Below are 23,568 nucleotides of genomic sequence, written 5' to 3'. Positions count from 1 at the left end.
CAAGTGAGCAATCATTTGGTGCTTTTCTTTTATTCTTTTGCAATTCTCAAAACAAAGAGTTATATTTGCAATGTGAAAAGGAGAATTATATATGATTAAATTCAAGGAAAAAACAAGAGAAGAACTCATTGCAGGTTTCAAGCGTGCCATTGAGCGTAAAAGAGTATTTGAGGAGCAAGCTCAAAAAGAGTTTGCAGATATGCGTAAACGTGGGGCAGAACTGAAAAACGCATTATGAAACCGCTTGATATTTCTGCCATCAATCTCAATGCGCCATATTCCGTTTGGAATGTTGCTGATTATTACTATTTTCGCACGAAACATGGAGCCATCTATAAAATAGGCTTTATGGATGATGATACCATTTGGGAAAGTGGTGCCTATCAGTTCATTATTGTAAACGAAAACAACACACCCTCTCCCAATGACCCCAAATTACGTGAGACCATTTTCTGCATTATAGAGGATTTCTTTAAGGCTAACCCAGAGATACTTCTCTACTTATGTGAAACTGGCGATGGGAAGCAAGCATCACGAAACAGACTTTTCATAAGGTGGTTCAGAGAGTATGCCCAAAAGCATCTTTACTATTTTGATACGGTGGAAATGGAAGCTGACGGAATAGAGAATTTCGCTGCCATCATTGTACAAAAGACAAATCCCAAATTAAATGAGATTGTGGAAGTCTTTAACCACGTGGTGAACACCCTCAACGATAAGCCTGAATAGAGTTTCACCCCATGACATTTTTACTTCAAAAATTCTTATATATACCCAAATGTGAAAATGTCACTCCTACTGTAAAATTCAGACCTCAGACTCGATTTTTCAAAAAAGTGCGAAGTGGCTTGGATTTGCGGAATAGTGCGCCTATATTTGTTTCTATTGCTGCCCACTCACACAAGTTAAAACCTGCATTATACAAAATGCTGTGCTATATTGAAATCTGTGCTTAAACGGTCTTTACGAGCCGATTTATATCAATTTAAGACGAATGGATTTCCACAGCCTTATATTGTCATATACCACCGATAATCAGAGATATAAAACATAAAAGGCCGACTTCACAGCCAGCCTATTACATATTATACAAAAACATTATGAATTTTATTTAGCGAACAAGATTTATCTAGTCTATTCTTTATGTAGTCTTATTGTGCTTGCTTGCACGATTTGCATTTTCGCTGACAATAGCGTTCGCACTGCATCCTGATATCGTAGCCCAGCATGGCACCCAAGATGAAGTCTTCTTCGGGCGTGAGCTGGCTCAACGGACGAGTGACGATAAGGCGAATAGCATCCAAGCATTCCTGGCGACCGAAGAACAAATTGAGCCTGTCACTGTCTACCCGCTGCACGATGTAGCTGATATTCTGACGCTCAAGCCGCTGAAGTGCATACTGCTCATATCGCTTGTTGAAAGTGAAGAGTACCATTTGGCGCACCCCTTTCTGATATTCGTAGATATGATTCATCAGCACTTTCATGTCGGCCGGTATCAACTCAGTCTGCTGCATGCTATTCCTCTTACTATCGTCGTGAATATATAATCGTCTAATACCTTTGCTTGATTACAGGCTTGGCTTGATAGCTTCGAGCCAAGCATCGACGCGGCTTCCGGTCTTATCGTCTTCATTGACATCGTCGAGCGCCAGACCTACAAACTGTCCATCGACTACTGCATCGCTATCATCGAATGTATAGCCATCGGTAGACACACTGCCTACGACTGTAGCACCGGCATCCTGAGCAGCATCGAAGAGTTCCTTCATTCCGCTACAGAATGTATCGCCATACGATTCGCTATCGCCACAACCGAAGATGGCAACCGTCTTACCAGCCAAATCCACAGCTTTCAATGTCTTCAAACCATCGTACCAATCGTCTTGCAATTCGCCACTACCCCATGTAGAAGTTCCCAGCAAGAGATTGTCGTTCTCCTTTAACACGTCTTCTGTCAGGTTTGCAACGTCGACAGATTCTACACCAAGTTTGCTGGCAACGCTCTCTGCAATGCTCTGGCATGTTCCTGTAGAGGAACCATAAATTACGATTGTCTTCTTCATATCATTTATTTTTATTGTTCAAAACTCGATGTTGCAAAGTTAATACCAATCAGTACATTCTGCAATACCTAGAAATAGTGTTTTTAGCAAAATACCTATTAATAGTGATGATATGAAAGTATGGGTGCAGCAGAGCATGACAGATGCCCGATTACGGGCAGACACAAATGTTACCAAAAGCAGCTCTGACACGCCAGAGAGGCATAGGAATAAAAAAAGTGCGATACTCGCGTATCGCACTTCGTATGATTAAAGTAATTTCGCTGTCAGTTTTTCCAGCATATCCACTGTCATCGACTCCAAATTGTATTGCGGTTTCCAGTCCCACTCCTGACGGGCACAAGAGTCGTCCATGCTGTCGGGCCAACTATTGGCTATGCTCTGTTTCATCGGGTCAACATCGTACACCATCTCAAAGTTGGGTTTATGCTTGCGAATGGCCTCGTAGATGGTTTCCGGAGCAAAGCTCATGGCTGCGATATTGAACGCATTGCGATGGATAAGGCGTGTGGGGTCGGCTTCCATCAGGCTGATGGCTGCATTCAGCGCATCAGGCATATACATCATGTCCATCAATGTTCCCTCGCCAACGGGGCAAACAAAGCGCTCACCACGCACAGCTGCATAGTATATATCGACTGCATAGTCGGTAGTACCACCGCCCGGAGGAGTCACATAGGAGATAATGCCAGGGAAACGGACGGCACGTGTATCTACACCATATTTATTGAAATAGTAATCGCTGAGCAACTCTGTGGTAACTTTTGATACACCATAGATGGTGCGAGGGCGCTGAATGGTGTCCTGGGGAGTCATCACATGGGGCGTATTCGTGCCGAAAGAGCCGATGGAACTGGGGGTAAAGACGGCACAATGATGTTCGCGGGCCACCTCAAGGATATTCCACAGACCATCAATACCGATAGTCCATGCCAAACGGGGCTTGGATTCGGCCACTACAGAGAGCAGTGCTGCCAAGTTGTAAATGGTATCAACATGGTAATCGGTCACCACTTTGGCAAGCTGATCGGGACGTGTAACATCAGCAACAGCCGAAGGACCAGACTCCTTTAGTTCACCTTGGGGTTCGGCACCGGGAATGTAACCTGCCACCACATGTTCATTACCATAACGCTTTCTTAACTCCATTGTAAGCTCAGACCCAATCTGGCCCGTAGCACCTACAACCAAAATATTCTTCATTGCCTAGATTACTTTTAACTATGATCTATTTAAATTTGATACTGCAAAGTAAATGCTATTTTTTGAGAAAGCGAAGAGAATTTTTCTAAATAATAACATTTAAAACCCCATTTAAACAAAAATAACAGAAAACACTTCTATATCAGAAAAATTATCTGTTCCTTTGACCAACATTTAATACCTATTCATCAGTATGTACGGAAAAATAAAAGAACATCTTTGCAATACGCTTGCCGAGATTAAAGAAGCCGGTCTCTACAAAGAAGAACGACTGATTGAAGGCCCACAGCAGGCCGCTATCAACGTGAAAGGACAGGAAGTGCTGAACTTCTGTGCTAACAACTACCTTGGATTATCTAATCATCCACGCCTCATCGAGGGTGCAAAGAAGATGATGGACAAACGGGGCTACGGTATGTCTTCGGTTCGTTTCATCTGTGGAACACAGGATATCCACAAGGAACTGGAAGCTGCCATCTCTGATTATTTCAAGACCGAGGACACCATTCTGTATGCAGCATGCTTCGATGCCAATGGCGGCGTGTTCGAACCACTGCTCACCGATGAGGATGCCATCATCTCGGATGCACTGAACCATGCTTCGATTATCGACGGTGTGCGCCTGTGCAAGGCTAAACGTTATCGCTATGCCAATGCCAACATGGAAGAACTGGAGAAATGCTTGCAGGAAGCTCAGGCCCAGAGATTCCGCATCATCGTAACCGACGGTGTATTCTCAATGGACGGCAACGTAGCTCCTATCGACAAGATTTGCGACTTAGCAGAGAAGTACGATGCCTTGGTGATGGTGGACGAATCGCACTCTGCCGGCGTGGTAGGTGCTACAGGACACGGTGTAAGCGAATTCTTCGACACCTATGGACGCGTAGACATCTATACCGGCACACTGGGTAAGGCCTTCGGCGGAGCACTGGGTGGATTTACAACCGGACGAAAAGAAATCATCGACTTGCTGCGCCAGCGCAGTCGTCCCTACCTGTTCTCCAACTCACTGGCACCGGGTATCATCGGCGCAAGCCTCGAAGTGTTCAAGATGCTCAAGGAAAACAACGAGATACACGACCGACTGGTGGAGAACGTAGAGTATTTCCGCGACAAGATGATGGCCGCCGGTTTCGACATCAAACCTACACAAAGCGCTATCTGTGCAGTGATGTTGTACGACGCAAAACTCTCTCAGGTGTACGCAGCCAAACTTCAGGAAGAGGGCATCTACGTTACGGGATTCTATTATCCGGTCGTTCCAAAGGATCAGGCACGTATCCGTGTGCAGATTTCGGCAGGTCACAACCGCGAGCATCTGGACAAGTGCATCGCTGCATTTATCAAAGTGGGCAAGGAATTGGGCGTACTGAAAGCCTGATATTCATCTAATGATATAAAAGAAAAACAGCAAGTAACGAGGTTACTTGCTGTTTTTGTATAGATGACACCAATTTTTATAGGAGTATTGTCTAGCCTTTCAGGAGTTCGGAATTGACAACCTGGGTGAGCTGGCTCTTATTCATTGCACCTACCTGAAGACTGGGCTGGCCGGTCTTGGGAATGAACAATAAGGTTGGTATGGACCGTACATTGAACAGAGCAGCCAACTCTGGCTCCTTATCTATATCTACCTTATATACATCCAGCTTACCTATATTCTCAGTAGCCACTTCTTCCAATACCGGGGCTGTAGCCTTGCAAGGGCCGCACCAAGTGGCATAAAAGTCGATAACTGCCGGCTTGTCGCCTAAGAAGTTCCACTCTGTTGACTTCTCATAATCCAAGACCTTTGTTCTAAACTCTGCATTGGTTAATTCTTTCACATTCATATTTTTGTCCTTTCATATCCTTATTCAGGATGTTTAATTGATACCTTATTTCTTATTTTATATTGCAAAGATACGATAAGAATATATACTAAGCGATGTATTTTCACGAATAAAGATGGTAAATTTAAGCATTTCACAATATAAAAGACGATATTTTCCGAAATTTACCATGCAATGATTTGTTATTACCATTTGCTTTTATATATCTTTGCAAACATGAACAACAAACTGACATACGAGCATCTCTATCTCCATAGCAACGGTGTGGGAACTGAGGAATTTGCTATCTACCAAGTGGAAGACTTCCTTAAAAAAGGCGATAAGCGAATATTTAGCCCATACACCCACTCTTCCTACCAAATTATATGGTTCACCAAGGGTGTCGGAACACATTATATTGATGGACGTGCATACAACTTTATGCCCGATACGCTGTTCTGCCTGTCGCCCGGACAGATTCACTGGTTTGAAGAGAAAGACGACGTAGAGGGAACTATCCTAGATTTCTGTCCGGGATTCCTAGCCGAAGAGACAAGCAGTGAGAATATCTTTTTGAAATACAATATCTTTAATTCGTTCGACAGTTCACCGCGCTTTAGAATCTGCGAACAGTGCATCCACAATCTATCTCCCATCATCAAGGCAATGCACAGCGAACTCAACATGCCCCAAGAGTTTGCACACATAGAGTATCTGAAGAATCTTATCAAGCTGTTCCTGATAGAAGTACAACGTCTAGGTAAGCGAAGCGACGGCATACAACTCCAAATCAGCAATGTCGCCAACACCACTTTTGTGAGATTCCGACAACTGCTGGAACAAAACTACAAGCAAATTCATACTGTGAAAGATTATGCCTCGCTGCAGAATATATCTCTCAGGACGCTCAATAATTACGTACAAGAGAGTGGACACACGACTCCGCTGCGCATGATCAACGCCCGCATACTGCTCGAAGCCAAGCGACTGTTGCAATATAGCAGCATGAAAGTAAAAGAGATAGCTTACGAATTGGGATTCGAAGATGTATCGTATTTCGTCAAATTCTTTAAGCGACAGGCTGGCATGCTGCCTCTGGAATTCAGGGAATACAACGTGGACTAGCCCCTCTTGCCAATCCGGTAACCCCATATTACACAAAAAAGACAGCCGGTCTTCCATCATAGAAAACCGGCTGTCTGTGTATAGTAATTGCCCTTATCGGCAACATCTGATTAATCGTTGATACCACGATTGTTGAGTGTAGCGTTCAGCAACATCAGATATTTGCGATACTGTCCATTGTCCAATACATAGTGCATGTATTTCAAATCCTTGGCAATAGCTTTATCCTTCATGCTCTTACGCTCGCTAACAGGAGCATTGGCAGCATTCAACATCTCTACGGCGAAAGTCTTGTGAATATCCTTTACGCCATCAATCTGGTCTACAGAGAGACTCAAAGCATCAGCCAACTTATTGAAATTAACATTCATATCATAAGCTGCAACGACGTTTGTTGCATTTGTATTCTCTCCTTCTGCGAAAGCCATTGTCATACTCAACATAGCTACGATAGTCAAAACAATCTTCTTCATAATCTTTTTACCTTTCTAATTTTGTTATTATCCTTTTGTCTTTTGACGTTGCAAAGATACGAATACGATTCATCCAATCAAACAATTTATCATATTGTTTGCGATAACAGCTTCTTTTCTTGACATGAATCAACAATATAATAACAATTTAAAATATTTCATCCTCCTACGATTCCATTGATACAACTTTATAGCAGCAACAGCATTCATGTCGTTTTTTATTCGTACCTTTGTACCAGTACACATGTTTCACTAATTAGATATTTAGAAAATGGAAAATAACAACAAGTATATTGCTGTTGCATACAAGCTGACAACCATTGATGGTGAAGAACAGGAAATGGTGGAGGAAGCTACCGCCGAGAAACCATTCCAGTTTATCAGCGGCTTCGGAGTAACGCTCGACGAGTTCGAAAAGGCTGTAGTCGACTTGGAAAAGGGTGGTGAGTTCGACTTCACCCTCAATCCCGAACAAGCGTACGGAGACTTCGAAGAAGAACGCGTACTAGACTTAGACAAGAGTATTTTTACGATAAACGGCCATTTCGACCACGAGAATATCTTTGTCGATGCTATCGTTCCGCTACAGAACGAAGACGGAAACAGATTCATGGGGCATGTGCTGGAGATTACAGACTCGACCGTCAAGATGGACTTGAACCACCCGCTTGCCGGCAAACAGCTTAACTTCAAAGGCTACGTAGTAGAATCACGCGAAGCTACCAACGCTGAGATTGAGGGCATGATTAACCGCCTGAGCGGCGAAGGATGCGGATGTGGAAGTTGCAACCACGACCACGAACATGGCGAAGGAGGCTGCGGACATCACCACGAACACGGTGAAGGCTGCTGTGGAAAACACCAGCATGAGGGCGGATGCAGCTGTCATCACCACGACGAATAATCGCACGCCCATCATATTCAAAGCAATATGAGAAATACTTTCGGAAACATTTTCACCCTTACCACGTTTGGTGAGAGTCACGGCATCGCCGTCGGCGGCATCATAGACGGCTTTCCGGCCGGCATAGAGATTGACCTGGAATTCATACAAAGCGAACTCGACCGTCGCCGTCCGGGGCAAAGTAAGATTACCACCGATCGCAAAGAGTTTGACCAAGTAGAGTTCCTCAGTGGCATATTTGAAGGCAAATCAACCGGCGCACCGATTGGTTTTGAGGTCCGTAATCGCAATCAGCACTCCAAAGATTACGATAACATGCGTTATCTCTTTCGCCCTTCGCATGCCGACTATACCTATTACAATAAGTATGGGAATCGCGACCATCGTGGCGGTGGGCGCTCTTCAGCCCGTATCACACTTGCCAGAGTCGTGGGCGGGGCACTTGCCAAGCTCGCCCTCAAACAGATAGGCGTCGACATCAAGGCCTATACTTCACAGGTAGGCGACATCGCTCTGGACAGAGACTATCGCAAATACGACCTCAGCAAGATTGAAGACAATCCCGTAAGATGTCCCGACCAAACAGCAGCCGTGGAGATGGAAGAACTCATCAGAAGCGTTAAAAAGCAAGGAGATACCGTCGGTGGCATCATCACATGCGTAGTCAAAGGATGCCCCATAGGTCTGGGAGAACCGGAATTTGGCAAACTCCACGCCCAGCTAGGGGGTGCCATGCTCACCATCAACGCCGTCAAGGGTTTTGAATATGGAGAGGGCTTCAACGGCGTCTCGGCACGAGGAAGTCAGCAGAACGACGAATTTATCAACGTAGGCGACCAGATTACCACAGCTACCAACCGCAGCGGAGGCATCCAGGGAGGCATCAGCAATGGGCAGGATATCTACTTCCGAGTGGCATTCAAGCCCGTAGCAACCATTCTAATGCCACAGAATACAGTGGATATGCAAGGAGATACCGCTACACTCAACGTACGTGGACGCCACGATTCATGCGTTCTTCCACGCGCAGTACCCATTGTCGAAGCCATGACCGCAATGGTTTTGCTCGACAACTATCTGCTGAATCGTGCCGTAAAATGGTAAAAAACAAAGAAAAAGACCTTGTTGAAGGGCTTTATCTACAGAATTGTATTAAATTTGCAACGACTATTCACGGGGTCGAGAGATTCCTGGAATAGGTCTAGTTAAGTCTAGTTTAGTTTTTGTGTTGGTTGAGGGTGGCTTTCAGGCCACCCTCATTTTTTATTCCATGACGCCGATAATCTCGTTGACATCGGCAACACCATGCTCATCCAACCATGTAGAAATACCGTCACGCACCTTGATTGTAACAGCCGGGTCGATGAAGTTGGCCACCCCAATCTCCACCGCCGTTGCACCACACATCATAAACTCTATCGCATCTGTGGCCGTAGAGATACCTCCCATTCCCACTACGGGAATCTTGACGGCATGATATACATCGTACACCATACGCAGAGCAACGGGCTTCACAGCCGGACCACTGAGCCCTCCGGTACGAATACTCAACAGAGGTTTGCGCTTTTCTATATCCACAGCCATCCCCATCAGCGTATTAATGAGCGACACACTGTCTGCCCCCTCTGCTTCACAGGCACGCGCTATGTCGGCAATATTCGACACATTGGGCGAAAGTTTCACGATAATAGTCTTATGATAAACCTGCCGAACCGCCTTCACTACAGCGGCAGCCCCGGCACATGTCGTGCCGAAAGCCATCCCCCCATCCTTCACATTGGGACAGCTCACGTTCAATTCTATAGCCGGGATGCGGTCCAAACCATTCAGGCGGGCGGCACATTCAGCATAATTCTCAGGCGAGTTGCCACTCACGTTGACAATCATATTGGTATCAATATCCTTGATTTCCGGGTAGATATGCTCACAAAAATAGTCTACGCCCTTGTTTTGCAGCCCCACACAATTAAGCATCCCCATAGCCGTTTCGGCCATACGTGGGTAATCATTACCCTCACGGGGAGCCAAAGTAGTCCCCTTGACCACAATGCCCCCCAGCTCATCGAGCGGCACGAAATCGGAAAATTCCACCCCATAACCAAACGTTCCGGATGCTGTCATCACCGGATTCTTCAACGACAAATCGCCTATCTTAACTCCTAAAGCTGCCATAACAACTGATTGATATTCATTACCGGTCCTTCTTTACACACGCACACATTCCCCTTATCGGTCTTTTCCACGCAACACAGACATGCTCCAAGGCCACAAGCCATCTGGTTTTCCAGCGACACCTCGCACATGATATCGTGTTCACGGGCATAGCGTGCCACACTCACCATCATGGGTTTCGGACCGCACGTACCGATCTGGTCGAACCGTCCACCTTCCAACACAGAGTGATTGGTCACAAAACCTTTCTCTCCCAGACTTCCATCTTCGGTTGTTACACACACACGGCCATATCTTCCAAATTCGTCGAGCAGCAACAAATCTTTCGCCGATCGCGCTCCTAAGAGGAATGTCGGTTCACATCCCAGCTCCTTCAACGACTTTCCCCAAAACAGCAACGGAGCTACTCCGACACCTCCACCAATCAACAGCACTCGCTTATCAGCCGATGCCGGCATCGAGAAACTATTGCCCAGAGGCAACACACAGTTCACCACATCTCCCACCTGAACGCGCGATAGCTGGCGCGTCCCATCTCCGACAGCAGCCACCAACAGCCACAACTCATTGCTGATACGGTCTACAAAACAAATAGAGATAGGGCGACGAAGGAATGTAGAAGGCGAATTGTCTATACGAACTTCGACAAATTGTCCGGGAAGCATGTCAGGTAGTGCCTGCGAATCTGTCAACTTGATAAGCACATGCTTATCGCTCAAGACTTCGACGGCAGAAACCCGAAGGTCTAAAATGTATTTCTTCATTAGATTCTTGCTATATATTTTGCAAAGATAAACCAATTTAGGCCGACCACAAAATATTCATCTTGAAATCTACACCTTATATTATAAAGCATCATCGTCGGCAAAACTTCATCCCGACTATTCCTTAGGCACAAAAGTCTCCCACGTCTTATCGTCGAAAAAGATTCTAATTTCCGTAATTTTACGTGACTTTTTGTCAAGAATATTAATAATATTTTTTGCCTGGTTCTGAGCCATTCTCGGCGGCCTCTGAACACTGTTTTCCTCAAACAGATCTGGAGATGATATTTCATTTTGAGAAGAAAAGTCTAACATGCCGGCATCAGTGGAGGAGTGAGTTTCCGCTACTGATTGCCCCATATCTCCTTCAGACGACTCGTACATAGAGCCGCTGCCAAACATCAACCAATCGGTAGAGATTGTAGGAATTTTATTTTTTATGGCCTCGACGATGTTGAGAGTCGGACGAGTACGACCATTAAAAATACTGCTCAACGATGCCGGAGACATTCCAATGAACTCTGCAAATTCTTGTTGAGTCATCTTTCGACTCTCCATAATATTTCTGATTCTGTCCTTCATAATCACTTCAATTTGATGAGTAAACCCTCAAAATGGGATATTCGCTTTGGTTTTACAAAGATAAATCAAAAAAATCATATAACCAACAAATCTATATCCAATTTTAATACACAAATTTCAGGTTTATGATTTTACACTTCGGAAATCCACATTACATTCTATAGACATACCATTCAGTTTTGTATATTACAAATTACACAGAGTATTATACATCAAACTTTTTGTTTTGCATAAAAGCATAAATAACTGATATACAATTAGTTAATACAAAAATACAAATTATTATATTGCATATTACAGCTTACAGGGAGCAAAAAATCGTATAAAATCCTAATTATTTAGTTTATTATAACAACATAACTATCTAGTTATCAATACATTTATATCAATATCTATATACCGAATAAATATCTGTATACATATAGATATTTAAATATTTGGGTGTCAAAATTCATATACACAAACCTAATTTAAATAACGAAACAAAAACGACAACCTCGCCATCTTCACATATTTATATTTCAAAACATAAACTATCCACCTTCGATACAGTTTTTTAAATACTAACAAATGTGAATACTAAAAACTTAAGAGTGTAAAAACTGCAAAATAAGCATGGCTGCCATATTCTGAACAGACGGTCAAAAAGCTGCAAATATTCGATTTTCAGAGGGGGTAAAACAGGCCTAAATCCCCTATTATTAGGTATTTAGGCATTAAAAAAGTGCTCTTGAAGAGCACTTAATCTAGAGGAAATAAGGGACTAAACAGGTGTTTTTAGTGCAAAATATAGAAAATAAGTTCCTTCATCAGGTCTCCCGCAGAGGTATTTGGATTGTCCAATCCCTTACTTTTACCATCAATTTCTCTTATTTTGGAAATTATCTGGAGCGTTTTCATTGCCGTGTAATTTCTCATCCCGACGATATAGTCCTTCAACGCCCATGCACTTCTGAGATCCAGATGCCGAGCCAACTCTGCCTCATTAGTTTTGTTCGGAGCATAATGAGCCACCATCAGATTCTCGAAGTAAGAGAAGAGTAACGGGAGGAACGCATAGAGTGAACCAGACTTAGGGTTCTTGTCAAAATAATTAATAATTTGGTTTGATTTATAAATGTCACGATTTATGATAGCATTTCTCAACTCAAACGCATTGAAATCCTTACTCACTCCAATTTCTCTTTCCACGATTTCGGGAGTCACTCTCCTATCGTTCGCCGAAAGAGAAATCAGCACCTTATCTAATTCCGATGTCAGACGATGCAGGTCAGCACCCACATGGTCGGCTATCATCTGCGATGCCTTCTGTTCAATCGTGGCCTTCCGTCCTGCCAAGTACGAGCTAATAAATCCTGAAAGTTGATAATCCTTCAGTTTCTTGCTTTCGAAAACCACACCGGCAGTCTCTGCCTTGCCCACCCACTTCTTACGGCGATCGAGCGTGCCATTCTTATGACAAAGCACCAGTATGGTAGATTTCACCGGCTTCTCCATATACTTTTCCAGCGCATCCGCCCCTTTCATATCCTTTGCCTCCTTCACGATGACCACCCGATATTCAGCCATCATGGGATAGCCTTTGGCCAAATCGACCACTTGCGCTCCCGTAATATCAGCCCCGAACACCACTGTCTGGTTGAAATCACGCTCTTCGGGCAGCAACACATGGTCAGCTATATAGTCGGCTATCTTGTCGATATAGAACGATTCGTCGCCCATCAATATATAAATAGGTGAAAATTTGCGGGCCGTCAGGTCGCGCATCAGTGTTTCATAAGAAATTCCGGATTGTCGTTTTTCAGCCATTTTTTCCTTAACTTTGTCGTAGTTATCGACAAAGTTAAGAAAATGATTCCATTAAACCTGCCTCCATACCCTATAAAATTGTCGGGCAGCCAAGACAAACCGACTATTTTCGACCCGCTCAGACGCCGCTATGTAGCCCTGACGCCGGAAGAATGGGTGAGACAGCACTTCGTACATTTCCTGATAGAACAAAAGGGCTATCCTGCCACACTATTGGCCAATGAGGTAAAGCTCAGCGTAGGCAGCAAGACGCTGCGTGCAGACAGCGTATTATACGACACCCACCTACATCCACGCATGATTGTGGAATACAAGGCGCCTCACATTGCGCTCACCCAGAAAGTATTCGACCAGATATCCGCCTACAATCTCATCCTGCATGTAGATTATCTCGTCGTAAGCAACGGCCTGCAACATTATTGTTGCAAAATGGACTACGAGAGTCACCAATACATCTTTCTCGAAGACATACCTATGTACACTGAAATAGAATAGAAAACAAACGGGAATTACTGCAAAGGCTTCGCAGCGTTGCTGCCTAGGCTTTGCAGCAGTGCTATTCGGGCTTTGCAGCAACGCTGCCAAGCCCTTGCAGTTTTTTAGTTGACAAGTTGACGAGACACAGCTGACAGACTATTCAAAGAAGAAGTGGCTATCCCAATATCTTACTTGTATCCTTTTCCAAACCTCGAAGATACCTCCAGCTATGCAAATACCTGCATAGACGCCGGCAATCTTCTTCTGTCAATTCGCTCAATCTACGAATATCCATGTTGTCTTCCAGGTCGGCAATCTTCACTTCCTTACCTCGCTCCGACTGCTCCACACGCAAGATGAAGTCGGCATAGTTCTCCCCTTCCCGCCGAGTCATAGCCAACACGTCGTCCACAACCTCCTGTGGAAATCCCATAGAGAGCAAGAAATCGGACGTCACATCCGTGTCTTCCAACAGGTCGTGCAGCAATGCTACAATCTTTGTTTCATCTGCATTACATCGTGCAGCCACACGTTTCACATGCTCCACATACTTAGCTCCACCCTTATCGGTTTGCCCGTCATGCTTCTCAATGGCTAGTGTCATGGCCTTTGCATAAAGAATATCAACATTTCTCATAGCCGCATCATTTAATGATTTCACAAATATAGTAAAATAAGTTGATAAGTGTTCGCTTACCACGACTTTTTATTACACACTCCAACAAAAGAAAGAGAGCATGACCGACAAACCTGCCAGTCATGCTCTCCCTGTTTTCTTCGCTTACCGCTGCTCCAGCTTAAACCGTCTGCTTGGACGGACGTCCGCGACGACCTTGCTTCTTTTCGGCAGCAGGCTCTACTTTCAGAAACTCCTTCTTGTACTGACGGGGAGTCTTGCCCTGCAACTTGAAGAATGCACTATAGAAACTCTGCCGGTTAGAAAATCCCACCATCTCGCTCACGTCTTCCATTCTCAACTTAGCATAACGTCTGTCTGCCAAAATGCTCATGGCTTCGTTGATACGGTACGAATTCACCAACTCACAGTAATTCATGTGGAAACGGTCGGCACATACAGCCGAAATATACCTTACATTAGTAGCAAGATCGCTGGCAAGTTGCCTTGCACTATAAGTTTTATCCTTATACTTAGCTTCCAATACAATCTTATTACGAATCTTTTCATACAAGTCGTCCTTCACATCCGGATTCATGTATGTGCGGTAAGCCGCCTTTTTCTCTTTCTTTTCTTTAATGTTATACTTTGCCATCTTCCGCTAAAACTTTATTACCTTAAACCCACTTCATACAGTGGTAATACCTAACTTGGCCGACAAAATTAATAAATATTTGACACACCACACCATATCCGTTCCTTTTTTTTGATAATTAAACTCACTTTATCACTCTGCAAGGCCTACAAACATTCCCTCTTACCTTCCTGGCAGCTACGAAACTACACTCTTCCCTGTACGATGTAAGGCACATACCGACAAGTGGCATACATTTTGCTTTCATATAATGGGCTGCCGATGGCAACCGCATCATATCACCACACTGACGAACATGCGGTCCGAAAGCCCTGTTCAGATTTATTCACAACAACCCTAATACACTATGGCAGTAGGAAAATGGATAGGAGGATTCCTCGGTTTTATCAATGCAGGACCGCTCGGCGCACTTGCAGGATTTGCTCTCGGCGCACTGTTCGATGCCGGCCTGGATGCAGTAAACACGCCCGACAACGAGCCTAGACACACAACCAATCAACAGAATTCGGCCCACCGGCAGGGCTATAGCCAGTCGTATGAGGGCCAGCGCAACTCTTTCCTGTTCTCACTATTGGTACTTGCTTCGTACGAAGTGAAGGCCGATGGCCGTGTGATGCACTCCGAAATGGAACTGATACGCAACTTCCTGCGCCAGAATTTCGGCGAGGCTGCGGTGCAGCAGGGCGACCAAATCATGCGAAGACTGTTCGAACAGCAGAAGCAGATGGGCGAAGCTGCCTATCGGAACATCATTGCCGACTCGTGCAGACAGATAGCCATGAACATGGATTATGCCCAGCGATTGCAACTACTCCACTTCCTGCTCATGATAGCACAGGCAGACGGCAGCGTCGTAGTAGCTGAGACAGAGGCCATCCGGTTCATAGGAAGACAGCTTGGCATGGACAATGACGACGTCAATTCACTGCTCAACATCGGCAAAGACAATCTCGACGCAGCCTATCAGGTACTGGGCATCGCCCCCACAGCGACCGATGAAGAGGTGAAGACGGCCTATCGCAAGATGGCACTCAAGCACCATCCCGACCGCGTGGCAGCCCTCGGCGAGGACATTCGCAAGGCAGCCGAAAAGAAACTACAGGAAATCAACGAGGCTAAAGAAAAGATTTACAAGGCCCGCGGATTGTAAATCGCATATAAAGACAAAAGGACATAAGACTTACCGACGCTTCCACAGCTGCTGAATATCAGCACGTATACGTCGGTAAGTCTTATGTCCTTTTAGTAAGATAACTTATCGTTCAAGAGGTCTTTAATCCTCTTCTTCCTCTTTCTTCGTCTTGCGGATAGTACGCTTACGCTTGGGTTTCTCCTCCATTTCCACATGCTCGGTCTTTACACCGGCCAATTCGGGGTCTACCATGATGCGTCCGCAGTATTCGCAAACGATAATCTTCTTGTGCATCTTGATGTCAAGCTGGCGCTGTGGCGGTATTTTATTGAAGCAACCACCGCAAGCATCACGCTGCACATACACGATTCCCAGACCGTTGCGGGCATTCTTACGGATACGCTTGAAGCTGGAAAGCAAGCGCGGTTCAATCTTTGTCTCCAAATCCTTTGCCTTTGCCTTCAGTCTGTCTTCTTCTTCACGAGTCTCTTGCATGATTTCTTCCAGCTCGCTCTTCTTGTGTTCCAAGTCAGCTTCGCGCTCCGAAATCAATGCCTGAGCCTGCTCCAAACCAACCTTCTTCTCTTCTATCTTGATGAGAGCCTCTTTGATTTTCTTGTTGCAAAGTTCGATTTCCAGCGACTGAAACTCAATCTCCTTGGTCAGTGTATCGTACTCACGGTTGTTCTTAACGTCGTTAAGCTGCTCCTGATAACGCTTTACACTGATTTCGGCCTTAGCAATTTCTTCTTTCTTCTGAGCCATTGCATCCTTGAATTCGCGTATCTCCGATTCTATCTTTTCCACGCGGGTATTCAAGCCTTCTAGCTCATCTTCGAGGTCCTGAACTTCGAGTGGAAGCTCTCCACGGAGTGCTTTCTTCTCATCAATACCACTCAATGTGGTCTGCAACTGATAGAGGGTCTTCAGCTTTTCCTCTACTGACAAGTCTGTAGGATCTTTCTTTGCCATATATTATAAGTAAATTATAGGATTCGTGTTCGTCTTCGTGAGATAGCAAGCTACCCCCGGACACGCTTCCTCTATGATTGATTTAAATATTTCGTTTGTATATTGTTCGCTCTGATAGTGGCCGATGACTGCTATCTGTATCTCCTGATCGTGGCCGAAATAGTCGTGATAGTGCATCTCACCTGTGACAAACGCATCGGCTCCGGCAGCTATGGCATCATCCAACAGGAACGAGCCTGCACCACCACAGATGGCCACTTTCTTAATAGGACGGCGCAACAACTGATTGCACATCACACATTCCACGTCGAAAGTACGCTTCAACAGCAACACCAAGTCGTCTGCTGCCACCGCCGTTTCAAACTCTGCTACAACACCTTCGCCACCATTCACACCATCGACAACCTTCGTCTTACCAAAGAATACGGGATTCTGAAGCCCCAGCTTCTGCGCAATTTTATAGTTCACGCCACCCTCAACACTGTCTATATTGGTGTGCATCGACATGATGGCCACATGGTTCTCGATAGCTTTACGCACCGTCTGCTGCACCTCGTTCTCATCGGTCAAACACCGTAGTTTATGAAAAATAAGGGGATGATGAGACACGATGAGATTACAACCAAGCTCCACTGCTTCGTCGACAATCTTGGGCGTAACGTCCAGACACAATAAAGCCCCTGAAATCTCCGCTTCTGTCAATCCTACTTGCAAGCCGGCATTATCGTAGTCTTCCTGCAAGGGCAGAGGCGCGAATCGTTCAAGGGCATTAACCACCTGTTTTATTTTCATATTCAGCACTTTGCGAATGGCAAAGGTACTGCTTTTTATTTACATTCTAATCACAGAAAGGCAATGGTTAACAACTTTTAGTATTTCCATTCATTCAGGTCGGCCTCCTTTTCCACTTTATTTTCAATGGCATCGGGCAGGGCCGAGAAGAAGTCGAAACCTGTAATGCGTTCTATCTGGTCTACAGAGTTCAAGTAGTCTCCCTGCGGTCTGTTACCACTCTCATTACGGTAGATGAAGCCCACAGCCTTAGGCCTTCCTTCCATACACAGTACCACCTTGAAGAAGGCTTCGGGCACAGTTACCTTGTTGCGCCCTATCGTCTTATGCTTCCGGTCGAACAAGATAGGCCCGGCAACCACGTACACGCTCCCATATTCCTGTGCCCAACGACGGCAGCGGATTTCCAATTCATTCCAGTCGCCTGTATTGAGCTGATGGTTTTGCGGGCACATGTTTGTCATCAGGAACGATTCTTCCTGCGCTTCCCTGCTCCACTTATTATCGCCCGAAGGACACATGTGACCACGATCATATCCCGACCTTGCATAATCATACGTATCTACCCGCGGTCCTTCAGCCTCATCGTCGGCATGAAACTCCACTCCCTTGCGCTTATAAGGACCAGTTACGTGGTCGGCCGTCAGTTTCCATGCCACCCAGTTAGGAATGCGCGTTTCGGGATTATAGGACACCACATACCCCGTTCGGCGCAGTATCTGGGCAGACAGTCCGACCGGCGTCTTCTGCATCAGCATGTCATCATCGGTCGCCACAGACACACTTTCGCTTTCTGCACCAGTTTCCACAACCACCTCATCTTTGTTCGCCCACGCCTCCTTATCCTTACTGATACCAGGCATCAATCGGCGATGTCCGGCATTACCAAACTGACAACTGCACAACAACGAGACGCCCACGAAGGCGTATATACTCAACAAATATCTTTTCATCGGTTCTAAATTACAGCTAACTTCCTCTACGCCACGTTCTTCAGACGGCCATATCCGTCGAAAGCATACCTGCGAGCCACGAACAACGTAACGACCATTGAGATACAGACACCGGCCAATGCTGCCACATGCACAAGTATCTCCAGCCCCACAGCCGTCCAAATATCGACGCCGGCAAGCAGCAACATCCACATCATCACAGGTGCATGGGCCACCACAATCAGCGCCATCCGCGACAGACAGGGCGTCAGACTGCGCTGCAAAGCCCTGCGAACGAAGTAGCCTACAGCCTCGCCATGCGTCGCACCGTTGCCCAACAAATAGTCATAGAGCTGATGGTGATTCCTTATACCTATATAATATATATGCAGCGCCTTGGCATTGACTTCGAGCATAGCGCCCAGCAGGAGTCCTGTCAATGGCAGGAAAAACTGCGCACTCAGCGGACTCTGCGGTTTCAGTACCAGAAAAACAAAATACAGCCCCACCACCAGGGCGGCAGTAAACAGCCCCACGGAGACAGGAACGATGAATCGCGCCACATTCAGCTTAGCCCGCATCAAGACCGAAGACGCCCCCAGCACGGCCACCAGAAGCACCCACAGGATGTTCAGCACCACACTATCCCATCTCATCAAAACGCCGACAAAGATGCCCAGCAGTCCGACATAGACCACCATCTTGGCCACCGAGACCGCCAACTGACGCAACAGCCCCAGGTTAAACCGGTATATCACGAACAGCGGTATCATCAGCAACACCAGTCCGGCAATCAATCCTCCTATCGTTATAGCCATTTCCTCAAATGTTATATATCATTTATTCCTTGTTCATTCACTCAGTGCAATATGCTTCTGACAACCGGAATAGATAGTACCATCGTTGCTCACGACCACCACGGCAGCCCCGTTGTCGGCCATCTGCCGCAGTGCCATCATCACCAACTGGCGATTCAGCGCCACATCCCACTCGTCTACAAGCACATATTTCTTCTTGGTCACTGCAATAAGACTCACCAAAATCCACTGCAACATACCACGCGGCACATCTTCCACCCGTTTCTGCCAGTAAGCCTTGTCAATGCCCATAGCCCGCCATTGGGCCAATAGCTGTTCCCTGTCCACTGGCTGCAAAGCATTCACCTGCATACCTAGATACTCTTTTATCAACTGCTCCACCGTCTCATGGGGCAAGTCCAGACACTGCGGAACATAGCCCATCTCCCTGCGAAGATATGGTGCCGACCGCTCATCGAGCAAGTCGCCATCGGTATTGACAAACCCGCTGTCAAGTGGCTGCAATCCCATTAAGGCACGCAGTAGCGCGGTCTTGCCACTACCCTTGTCGCCCGTGACACACAGTATCTCCCCCTCATGCACGATGAATGAGTGGTGCGGTCGCAGCAGTTCGCGTCCACCAAGCGTCAACGACGGGTCTTTTATCTCTAACATTACCAAATAGTAAATGATACCGTATGCAAAGTTAAAGATAAAAAATGATTATCATGCCAACTCACAATAACTTTATTGACCTCACCTCTCGCCCACTTCCCGACCGCCCCACACACAGACCATTTTACTGCAAAGGCTCAACAGCGATGCTGCAAAGCCCAGACAGCACTGCTGCCGAGCCTAGTCAGTAACGCTGCCAAGGCCTTGCAGTTTTTTAAGTTAACAAGTTGACGAGTAGACAAGTAAACAAGCTGGAGATTGTTTTAGCCTATGGGGAATGTCAATTTACAAGTGGATAGAAGGAAAAATCGAAATGTTCGAAGCTCATCGGTTTCCAGGTTTCCAGCACAATCGCACGAGATTGTTACCTAAAATTAGATAAATATACTGCCAAAATTACAGACCTTTGGAATAAAATGCGTAATTTTGTCATCCAATGAATACATCCGAACTGCAAAAGATAAAGCAACGCTACAACATCGTCGGTAATTGTGCCGAACTGAACAGAGCCTTGGACGTCGCCCTACAGGTGGCACCCACCGACCTGAGCGTATTGATAATAGGTGAAAGCGGTGTGGGCAAAGAGATTGTCCCACGTGTGATTCATGACAACTCCCCACGTCGTCGCGAGAAGTATTTTGCCATCAACTGTGGTTCAATTCCCGAAGGTACTATCGACAGCGAACTGTTCGGACACGAGAAAGGTTCGTTCACAGGGGCTATAGGCGAAAGCGAAGGCTACTTCGGTACGGCCAACAAGGGCACTATCTTCCTCGACGAGGTGGGCGAACTGCCGCTTGCCACGCAGGCCCGCCTGCTGCGCGTGCTCGAAACGGGAGAATATATCCGCGTGGGCGGGCAGAAGATTATGAAGACGGATGTGCGTATCGTGGCAGCCACCAACGTGAACATGCGCAAGGCTGTGAGCGAAGGGCGCTTCCGCGAAGACCTGTTCTACCGCCTGAACACCATCCCCGTACAGATGCCGCCCCTGCGCTCCAGAGGCGAGGACATCATCCTGCTGTTCCGCCTGTTTGCCATGCAGATGGCCGAGAAGTACCATCTGCCCAAGGTGACACTGACCGAGCGAGCTAAGCAAATCATGCTGAAATACAAATGGCCGGGCAACGTCAGACAGCTGAAGAACATCACCGAGCAGATGTCTATACTCAGCGAGAAGCGCGAAATAGACGAAGAGACACTGCTACACTTCATCCCGCAGGATGTAGAGAGCACCCAACTGGCCACCATTGCCAAGCCCGGTGCACACTCGTACGAGAGCGAGCGCGAAATACTATACAAGATATTGTACGAGTTGCGTGGCAACGTGGGCGACCTGCGACGCGACATGAACAACCTGCGCAAGCAGTTCGACGAGCTTCATCATCTGGCCGGTGCAGGCGGATTCAACAATACGCTGCCTGTGAACGACGCCCCGTTGATGCCCGCCGTACCCACGCCCTACCCCGTAGTGGCTGCCACTGGCGGCACTGCGGCCGAAGAAGCCGTGGCCGAAGAGATAGAAGAACCGGAGAGCCTGAACCTGAGCGACCTCGGCCGCCAGATGGTAGAAAAAGCGCTGGAACGCAATGGAGGCAACCGAAAGAAGGCTGCCATCGAACTGGGCATATCCGACAGAACACTCTATAGAAGAATCAAGCAATATGGTTTGGAAAGCAATAAATAGTTTACGACACCACCGCAAGGCATCGGCTGTCATACTGTGTATGGCCCTATTGCTCTCCGCCTGCTCCATCAGCTACAAGTTCAATGGTTCGAGCATTGACTATACCAAGACCAAGACCATCCAGATAGTCGAGTTTCCCATCCGCAGCAGTTACGTATGGGGGCCTATGGCGTCGATGTTCAACAACAAGCTGAAGGATAAGTTTGCCGACCATACCCGCCTGATTCAGGTGAAGCGCAACGGCGACTTGAAGATAGAGGGCGAGATTTCTCAATACAACCAGCGCAACAAGGCTGTATCGAGCGAAGGCACATCGGCCCAGGTAGAGCTGTCTATCACGGTCAACGTGCGCTTTACGAACCGCGTAAACCACAAGGAAGACTTCGAACAGTCGTTCACATCCAGCGCTACGTACGAGTCTACCCGCAGTCTCAGCTCGGTACAGGAAGAACTGGTGACACAGATGATTGACGACATCACCGAGCAAATATTCAATGCAACGGTAGCCAACTGGTAATATCATATAAGAAAAGCACAGCTGGCTTACACCTTGAAAAAGCGAAAGACGGCACTGCGAAAAATAGAAATGGAAATTCAAGAACTCATACAACATCCGGAGCTAATGGACAAGGAGACCCTCTACGATCTCCGAAGTCTGCTGGCCATACATCCCTATTACCAGACCGCACGTCTGCTGATGTTGCAGAATCTCTATTTACTACACGATGCAACTTTCGACGAGGAATTGCGTAGTGCGGCACTCTATGTGACCGACCGCCGCAAAATCTTCGACATGATAGAGGCCACCCACTACAAAATACATCCTCAGCGGTCGGCTCTCACAGCTAAGTCACGTCAGGAAGAACAGCCCTCGGAAGACCGTACAGCTGCACTGATCAACAACTTCCTGGATTCCATCCCTTCGGAAAAAGAATCGGAAGCCGACAAGAAGACCAAGCGCAAGCCCACTCCGGCCGATGCTGCCGTAGACTATGTAGCCTACTTACTGGAAACCGAAACGGAGGAGGAACACCTTGCCGAGAGCGAAGACAGGCCACAACTGAGAGGACAAAGTCTCATCGACAACTTCATCTACAACGAGAAAGGAAAGATTCAACTGAAAGACGAACCTGAATTCGTGCCGGAGATAGAAGAACCTGCGGAAGGCGAGTCTGCCCCTACAGACGAGGGATATTTCACCGAGACACTGGCCAAAATCTATATTAAACAAGGTCGATATGAGAAAGCTCTCGAAATAATTAAGCGTTTAGATTTGAATTATCCAAAAAAAAATGCTTACTTTGCAGACCAAATACGATTCTTAGAAAAATTGATAATAAACAATAAAAACAAAATAACAACAAAATGATTTACACACTTTTCGTAATTCTGATAGTTTTGGCATCCATCCTCATGGTTGCTGTCGTATTGATTCAGGAGTCTAAAGGCGGTGGTCTGTCGTCTAACTTCTCTTCTTCAAATACCATCATGGGTGTTCGCAAAACCACCGATGTCGTAGAGAAAACGACTTGGGGGCTGGCTATAGCAATGGTACTCTTCAGCATCGTATGTGCCTATGTAGCTCCTCAGGCTACAACCGAACAGAGTGTCATGGAGCAGAGCGCAACAGAGACTCAGACAACCAATCCGACCAATACACAGGGTTTTGGTGCCAGCCAACAGCAAACAGCTCCGGCTACAGGCAACCAACAGAGCGCACCCGCTGCAACTCCTAAGGCTCCGACAACTCCTGCAAAATAATTCCAAAAAAAGAGTAGATTTATTTGGCGAGTTCAAATAAATCTACTACCTTTGCACTCGCTTTTGAGAAAGAAAGCAATATGGTGGGCGTAGTTCAGTTGGTTAGAGCGTCAGATTGTGGTTCTGAATGTCGTGGGTTCGAATCCCACCGTCCACCCAG

At 46.4% G+C, this 23,568-nt stretch carries 27 protein-coding genes, 1 tRNA gene and 1 pseudogene; 13 read left to right on the top strand and 16 right to left on the bottom strand.

What is annotated here, in order from left to right; translation table 11 throughout:
- The first annotated feature begins 91 nt into the window (after window positions 1–91).
- Both ACZ42L_RS01085 and ACZ42L_RS01080 read left to right on the top strand, forming a co-directional pair.
- Window positions 92–238, top strand: a complete 147-nt coding sequence (locus ACZ42L_RS01085) for a 30S ribosomal protein S7 (protein WP_464703203.1) — start codon at window positions 92–94, stop codon at window positions 236–238.
- Window positions 235–729 (top strand): DUF6169 family protein, encoded by a 495-nt coding sequence (locus ACZ42L_RS01080; RefSeq protein ID WP_464703202.1) that lies wholly within the window; start codon window positions 235–237, stop codon window positions 727–729. The genes ACZ42L_RS01085 and ACZ42L_RS01080 overlap by 4 nt, the downstream gene beginning before the upstream one ends.
- 422 nt (window positions 730–1,151) lie before the next feature.
- Here the strand turns inward: ACZ42L_RS01080 and ACZ42L_RS01075 are convergent, their stop codons facing one another.
- The 3 genes from ACZ42L_RS01075 to ACZ42L_RS01065 all read right to left on the bottom strand — a co-directional run bounded on the left by ACZ42L_RS01075 (window position 1,152) and on the right by ACZ42L_RS01065 (window position 3,269).
- The gene (locus ACZ42L_RS01075; RefSeq protein WP_464699947.1) at window positions 1,152–1,517 is read right to left on the bottom strand and encodes a DUF2023 family protein; all 366 of its coding nucleotides are present in this window, start codon (window positions 1,515–1,517) and stop codon (window positions 1,152–1,154) included.
- Window positions 1,518–1,571: 54 nt separating this feature from the next.
- Window positions 1,572–2,066, bottom strand: a complete 495-nt coding sequence (fldA, locus tag ACZ42L_RS01070) for a flavodoxin FldA (protein ID WP_464703201.1) — start codon at window positions 2,064–2,066, stop codon at window positions 1,572–1,574.
- A 249-nt stretch (window positions 2,067–2,315) separates the two neighbouring features.
- Window positions 2,316–3,269: an NAD-dependent epimerase/dehydratase family protein gene (locus tag ACZ42L_RS01065; protein WP_464716378.1), complete on the bottom strand. Its 954-nt coding sequence runs from the start codon at window positions 3,267–3,269 to the stop codon at window positions 2,316–2,318.
- 193 nt (window positions 3,270–3,462) lie between these two features.
- Here ACZ42L_RS01065 and kbl point away from each other — a divergent pair, with 193 nt between their 5' ends.
- Window positions 3,463–4,653 carry a glycine C-acetyltransferase gene (gene kbl / locus ACZ42L_RS01060; RefSeq protein ID WP_464699941.1) on the top strand — a complete coding sequence of 397 codons (1,191 nt, stop codon included), beginning with the start codon at window positions 3,463–3,465 and terminating at the stop codon, window positions 4,651–4,653.
- 91 nt (window positions 4,654–4,744) lie between these two features.
- On the opposite strand, the pseudogene trxA reads toward kbl, so the two are convergent.
- A pseudogene (trxA, locus tag ACZ42L_RS01055) lies at window positions 4,745–5,116 on the bottom strand (thioredoxin); the annotation flags it as partial.
- A 204-nt stretch (window positions 5,117–5,320) separates the two neighbouring features.
- On the opposite strand from trxA, the gene ACZ42L_RS01050 reads away from it, so the two are divergent.
- Window positions 5,321–6,208 carry a helix-turn-helix domain-containing protein gene (locus ACZ42L_RS01050; protein ID WP_464716377.1) on the top strand — a complete coding sequence of 296 codons (888 nt, stop codon included), beginning with the start codon at window positions 5,321–5,323 and terminating at the stop codon, window positions 6,206–6,208.
- Between the two features lie 110 nt (window positions 6,209–6,318).
- On the opposite strand, the gene ACZ42L_RS01045 is transcribed toward ACZ42L_RS01050, so the two are convergent.
- Entirely contained in the window at window positions 6,319–6,681 is a 363-nt protein-coding gene (locus ACZ42L_RS01045) for a hypothetical protein (protein ID WP_464699937.1), read from the bottom strand.
- Window positions 6,682–6,952: 271 nt separating this feature from the next.
- Here ACZ42L_RS01045 and ACZ42L_RS01040 point away from each other — a divergent pair, with 271 nt between their 5' ends.
- Window positions 6,953–7,585 carry an FKBP-type peptidyl-prolyl cis-trans isomerase gene (locus ACZ42L_RS01040; protein WP_464699935.1) on the top strand — a complete coding sequence of 211 codons (633 nt, stop codon included), beginning with the start codon at window positions 6,953–6,955 and terminating at the stop codon, window positions 7,583–7,585.
- A gap of 27 nt (window positions 7,586–7,612) precedes the next feature.
- Window positions 7,613–8,689, top strand: coding sequence for a chorismate synthase (aroC, locus tag ACZ42L_RS01035; RefSeq protein ID WP_464699933.1), 1,077 nt, complete (start codon window positions 7,613–7,615; stop codon window positions 8,687–8,689).
- A 159-nt stretch (window positions 8,690–8,848) separates the two neighbouring features.
- On the opposite strand, the gene ACZ42L_RS01030 is transcribed toward aroC, so the two are convergent.
- From ACZ42L_RS01030 to holA, 4 genes are all read right to left on the bottom strand, one after another.
- A complete protein-coding gene (locus ACZ42L_RS01030; protein ID WP_464716376.1) occupies window positions 8,849–9,757 on the bottom strand; it encodes a dihydroorotate dehydrogenase in 909 nt (302 codons plus the stop codon).
- The gene (locus ACZ42L_RS01025; RefSeq protein ID WP_464716375.1) at window positions 9,745–10,521 is read right to left on the bottom strand and encodes a dihydroorotate dehydrogenase electron transfer subunit; all 777 of its coding nucleotides are present in this window, start codon (window positions 10,519–10,521) and stop codon (window positions 9,745–9,747) included. Before ACZ42L_RS01025 ends, ACZ42L_RS01030 begins: the two co-directional genes overlap by 13 nt.
- 117 nt (window positions 10,522–10,638) lie before the next feature.
- Window positions 10,639–11,103 (bottom strand): helix-turn-helix domain-containing protein, encoded by a 465-nt coding sequence (locus ACZ42L_RS01020; protein ID WP_464716374.1) that lies wholly within the window; start codon window positions 11,101–11,103, stop codon window positions 10,639–10,641.
- A gap of 777 nt (window positions 11,104–11,880) precedes the next feature.
- Window positions 11,881–12,912, bottom strand: coding sequence for a DNA polymerase III subunit delta (holA, locus tag ACZ42L_RS01015; protein WP_464716373.1), 1,032 nt, complete (start codon window positions 12,910–12,912; stop codon window positions 11,881–11,883).
- A 42-nt stretch (window positions 12,913–12,954) separates the two neighbouring features.
- Here holA and ACZ42L_RS01010 point away from each other — a divergent pair, with 42 nt between their 5' ends.
- Complete coding sequence (locus ACZ42L_RS01010) at window positions 12,955–13,407, top strand: type I restriction enzyme HsdR N-terminal domain-containing protein (protein WP_464699923.1); 453 nt, start codon at window positions 12,955–12,957, stop codon at window positions 13,405–13,407.
- A gap of 157 nt (window positions 13,408–13,564) precedes the next feature.
- On the opposite strand, the gene ACZ42L_RS01005 is transcribed toward ACZ42L_RS01010, so the two are convergent.
- Window positions 13,565–14,026: a GTP pyrophosphokinase gene (locus ACZ42L_RS01005; RefSeq protein WP_464716372.1), complete on the bottom strand. Its 462-nt coding sequence runs from the start codon at window positions 14,024–14,026 to the stop codon at window positions 13,565–13,567.
- A gap of 160 nt (window positions 14,027–14,186) precedes the next feature.
- Window positions 14,187–14,660 (bottom strand): helix-turn-helix domain-containing protein, encoded by a 474-nt coding sequence (locus tag ACZ42L_RS01000; protein ID WP_464699919.1) that lies wholly within the window; start codon window positions 14,658–14,660, stop codon window positions 14,187–14,189.
- 346 nt (window positions 14,661–15,006) lie between these two features.
- Here ACZ42L_RS01000 and ACZ42L_RS00995 point away from each other — a divergent pair, with 346 nt between their 5' ends.
- Window positions 15,007–15,810, top strand: coding sequence for a DnaJ domain-containing protein (locus tag ACZ42L_RS00995; protein WP_464699917.1), 804 nt, complete (start codon window positions 15,007–15,009; stop codon window positions 15,808–15,810).
- 123 nt (window positions 15,811–15,933) lie between these two features.
- On the opposite strand, the gene ACZ42L_RS00990 is transcribed toward ACZ42L_RS00995, so the two are convergent.
- The 5 genes from ACZ42L_RS00990 to ACZ42L_RS00970 form a co-directional block, all read right to left on the bottom strand.
- Window positions 15,934–16,764: a zinc ribbon domain-containing protein gene (locus tag ACZ42L_RS00990; RefSeq protein ID WP_464703192.1), complete on the bottom strand. Its 831-nt coding sequence runs from the start codon at window positions 16,762–16,764 to the stop codon at window positions 15,934–15,936.
- A gap of 3 nt (window positions 16,765–16,767) precedes the next feature.
- The gene (locus ACZ42L_RS00985; protein ID WP_464716371.1) at window positions 16,768–17,556 is read right to left on the bottom strand and encodes a Nif3-like dinuclear metal center hexameric protein; all 789 of its coding nucleotides are present in this window, start codon (window positions 17,554–17,556) and stop codon (window positions 16,768–16,770) included.
- A 77-nt stretch (window positions 17,557–17,633) separates the two neighbouring features.
- Window positions 17,634–18,509, bottom strand: coding sequence for a DNA/RNA non-specific endonuclease (locus ACZ42L_RS00980; protein WP_464716370.1), 876 nt, complete (start codon window positions 18,507–18,509; stop codon window positions 17,634–17,636).
- Window positions 18,510–18,535: 26 nt separating this feature from the next.
- Window positions 18,536–19,306: an ABC transporter permease gene (locus tag ACZ42L_RS00975; RefSeq protein WP_464716369.1), complete on the bottom strand. Its 771-nt coding sequence runs from the start codon at window positions 19,304–19,306 to the stop codon at window positions 18,536–18,538.
- 33 nt (window positions 19,307–19,339) lie between these two features.
- A complete protein-coding gene (locus ACZ42L_RS00970) occupies window positions 19,340–19,960 on the bottom strand; it encodes an ABC transporter ATP-binding protein (RefSeq protein WP_464699907.1) in 621 nt (206 codons plus the stop codon).
- Between the two features lie 436 nt (window positions 19,961–20,396).
- Here ACZ42L_RS00970 and ACZ42L_RS00965 point away from each other — a divergent pair, with 436 nt between their 5' ends.
- The 5 genes from ACZ42L_RS00965 to ACZ42L_RS00945 all read left to right on the top strand — a co-directional run bounded on the left by ACZ42L_RS00965 (window position 20,397) and on the right by ACZ42L_RS00945 (window position 23,565).
- Complete coding sequence (locus tag ACZ42L_RS00965; RefSeq protein WP_464699905.1) at window positions 20,397–21,647, top strand: sigma-54 interaction domain-containing protein; 1,251 nt, start codon at window positions 20,397–20,399, stop codon at window positions 21,645–21,647.
- A 40-nt stretch (window positions 21,648–21,687) separates the two neighbouring features.
- Complete coding sequence (locus ACZ42L_RS00960) at window positions 21,688–22,164, top strand: LptE family protein (RefSeq protein WP_464701617.1); 477 nt, start codon at window positions 21,688–21,690, stop codon at window positions 22,162–22,164.
- 69 nt (window positions 22,165–22,233) lie between these two features.
- A complete protein-coding gene (locus ACZ42L_RS00955) occupies window positions 22,234–23,016 on the top strand; it encodes a tetratricopeptide repeat protein (RefSeq protein WP_464699903.1) in 783 nt (260 codons plus the stop codon).
- Window positions 23,013–23,408 carry a preprotein translocase subunit SecG gene (gene secG, locus ACZ42L_RS00950; RefSeq protein ID WP_464699901.1) on the top strand — a complete coding sequence of 132 codons (396 nt, stop codon included), beginning with the start codon at window positions 23,013–23,015 and terminating at the stop codon, window positions 23,406–23,408. The genes ACZ42L_RS00955 and secG overlap by 4 nt, the downstream gene beginning before the upstream one ends.
- Before the next feature lie 83 nt (window positions 23,409–23,491).
- Window positions 23,492–23,565 (top strand) — tRNA-His (locus tag ACZ42L_RS00945).
- Window positions 23,566–23,568: the final 3 nt, after the last annotated feature.

It is taken from the genome of Prevotella mikamonis (assembly GCF_055381405.1).
Note: the sequence above shows the minus strand (reverse complement) of the source record. Positions and strands in the feature narration are given on the sequence as shown.

Bases quoted from the DNA above. Each gene is read 5' to 3' on its own strand.
- ACZ42L_RS01085 (WP_464703203.1), top strand. From the start codon at position 92: ATGATTAAATTCAAGGAAAAAACAAGAGAAGAACTCATTGCAGGTTTC.
- ACZ42L_RS01080 (WP_464703202.1), top strand. From the start codon at position 235: ATGAAACCGCTTGATATTTCTGCCATCAATCTCAATGCGCCATATTCC.
- ACZ42L_RS01075 (WP_464699947.1), bottom strand. From the start codon at position 1,517: ATGCAGCAGACTGAGTTGATACCGGCCGACATGAAAGTGCTGATGAAT.
- fldA (WP_464703201.1), bottom strand. From the start codon at position 2,066: ATGAAGAAGACAATCGTAATTTATGGTTCCTCTACAGGAACATGCCAG.
- ACZ42L_RS01065 (WP_464716378.1), bottom strand. From the start codon at position 3,269: ATGAAGAATATTTTGGTTGTAGGTGCTACGGGCCAGATTGGGTCTGAG.
- kbl (WP_464699941.1), top strand. From the start codon at position 3,463: ATGTACGGAAAAATAAAAGAACATCTTTGCAATACGCTTGCCGAGATT.
- ACZ42L_RS01050 (WP_464716377.1), top strand. From the start codon at position 5,321: ATGAACAACAAACTGACATACGAGCATCTCTATCTCCATAGCAACGGT.
- ACZ42L_RS01045 (WP_464699937.1), bottom strand. From the start codon at position 6,681: ATGAAGAAGATTGTTTTGACTATCGTAGCTATGTTGAGTATGACAATG.
- ACZ42L_RS01040 (WP_464699935.1), top strand. From the start codon at position 6,953: ATGGAAAATAACAACAAGTATATTGCTGTTGCATACAAGCTGACAACC.
- aroC (WP_464699933.1), top strand. From the start codon at position 7,613: ATGAGAAATACTTTCGGAAACATTTTCACCCTTACCACGTTTGGTGAG.
- ACZ42L_RS01030 (WP_464716376.1), bottom strand. From the start codon at position 9,757: ATGGCAGCTTTAGGAGTTAAGATAGGCGATTTGTCGTTGAAGAATCCG.
- ACZ42L_RS01025 (WP_464716375.1), bottom strand. From the start codon at position 10,521: ATGAAGAAATACATTTTAGACCTTCGGGTTTCTGCCGTCGAAGTCTTG.
- ACZ42L_RS01020 (WP_464716374.1), bottom strand. From the start codon at position 11,103: ATGAAGGACAGAATCAGAAATATTATGGAGAGTCGAAAGATGACTCAA.
- holA (WP_464716373.1), bottom strand. From the start codon at position 12,912: ATGGCTGAAAAACGACAATCCGGAATTTCTTATGAAACACTGATGCGC.
- ACZ42L_RS01010 (WP_464699923.1), top strand. From the start codon at position 12,955: ATGATTCCATTAAACCTGCCTCCATACCCTATAAAATTGTCGGGCAGC.
- ACZ42L_RS01005 (WP_464716372.1), bottom strand. From the start codon at position 14,026: ATGAGAAATGTTGATATTCTTTATGCAAAGGCCATGACACTAGCCATT.
- ACZ42L_RS01000 (WP_464699919.1), bottom strand. From the start codon at position 14,660: ATGGCAAAGTATAACATTAAAGAAAAGAAAGAGAAAAAGGCGGCTTAC.
- ACZ42L_RS00995 (WP_464699917.1), top strand. From the start codon at position 15,007: ATGGCAGTAGGAAAATGGATAGGAGGATTCCTCGGTTTTATCAATGCA.
- ACZ42L_RS00990 (WP_464703192.1), bottom strand. From the start codon at position 16,764: ATGGCAAAGAAAGATCCTACAGACTTGTCAGTAGAGGAAAAGCTGAAG.
- ACZ42L_RS00985 (WP_464716371.1), bottom strand. From the start codon at position 17,556: ATGAAAATAAAACAGGTGGTTAATGCCCTTGAACGATTCGCGCCTCTG.
- ACZ42L_RS00980 (WP_464716370.1), bottom strand. From the start codon at position 18,509: ATGAAAAGATATTTGTTGAGTATATACGCCTTCGTGGGCGTCTCGTTG.
- ACZ42L_RS00975 (WP_464716369.1), bottom strand. From the start codon at position 19,306: ATGGCTATAACGATAGGAGGATTGATTGCCGGACTGGTGTTGCTGATG.
- ACZ42L_RS00970 (WP_464699907.1), bottom strand. From the start codon at position 19,960: ATGTTAGAGATAAAAGACCCGTCGTTGACGCTTGGTGGACGCGAACTG.
- ACZ42L_RS00965 (WP_464699905.1), top strand. From the start codon at position 20,397: ATGAATACATCCGAACTGCAAAAGATAAAGCAACGCTACAACATCGTC.
- ACZ42L_RS00960 (WP_464701617.1), top strand. From the start codon at position 21,688: ATGGCCCTATTGCTCTCCGCCTGCTCCATCAGCTACAAGTTCAATGGT.
- ACZ42L_RS00955 (WP_464699903.1), top strand. From the start codon at position 22,234: ATGGAAATTCAAGAACTCATACAACATCCGGAGCTAATGGACAAGGAG.
- secG (WP_464699901.1), top strand. From the start codon at position 23,013: ATGATTTACACACTTTTCGTAATTCTGATAGTTTTGGCATCCATCCTC.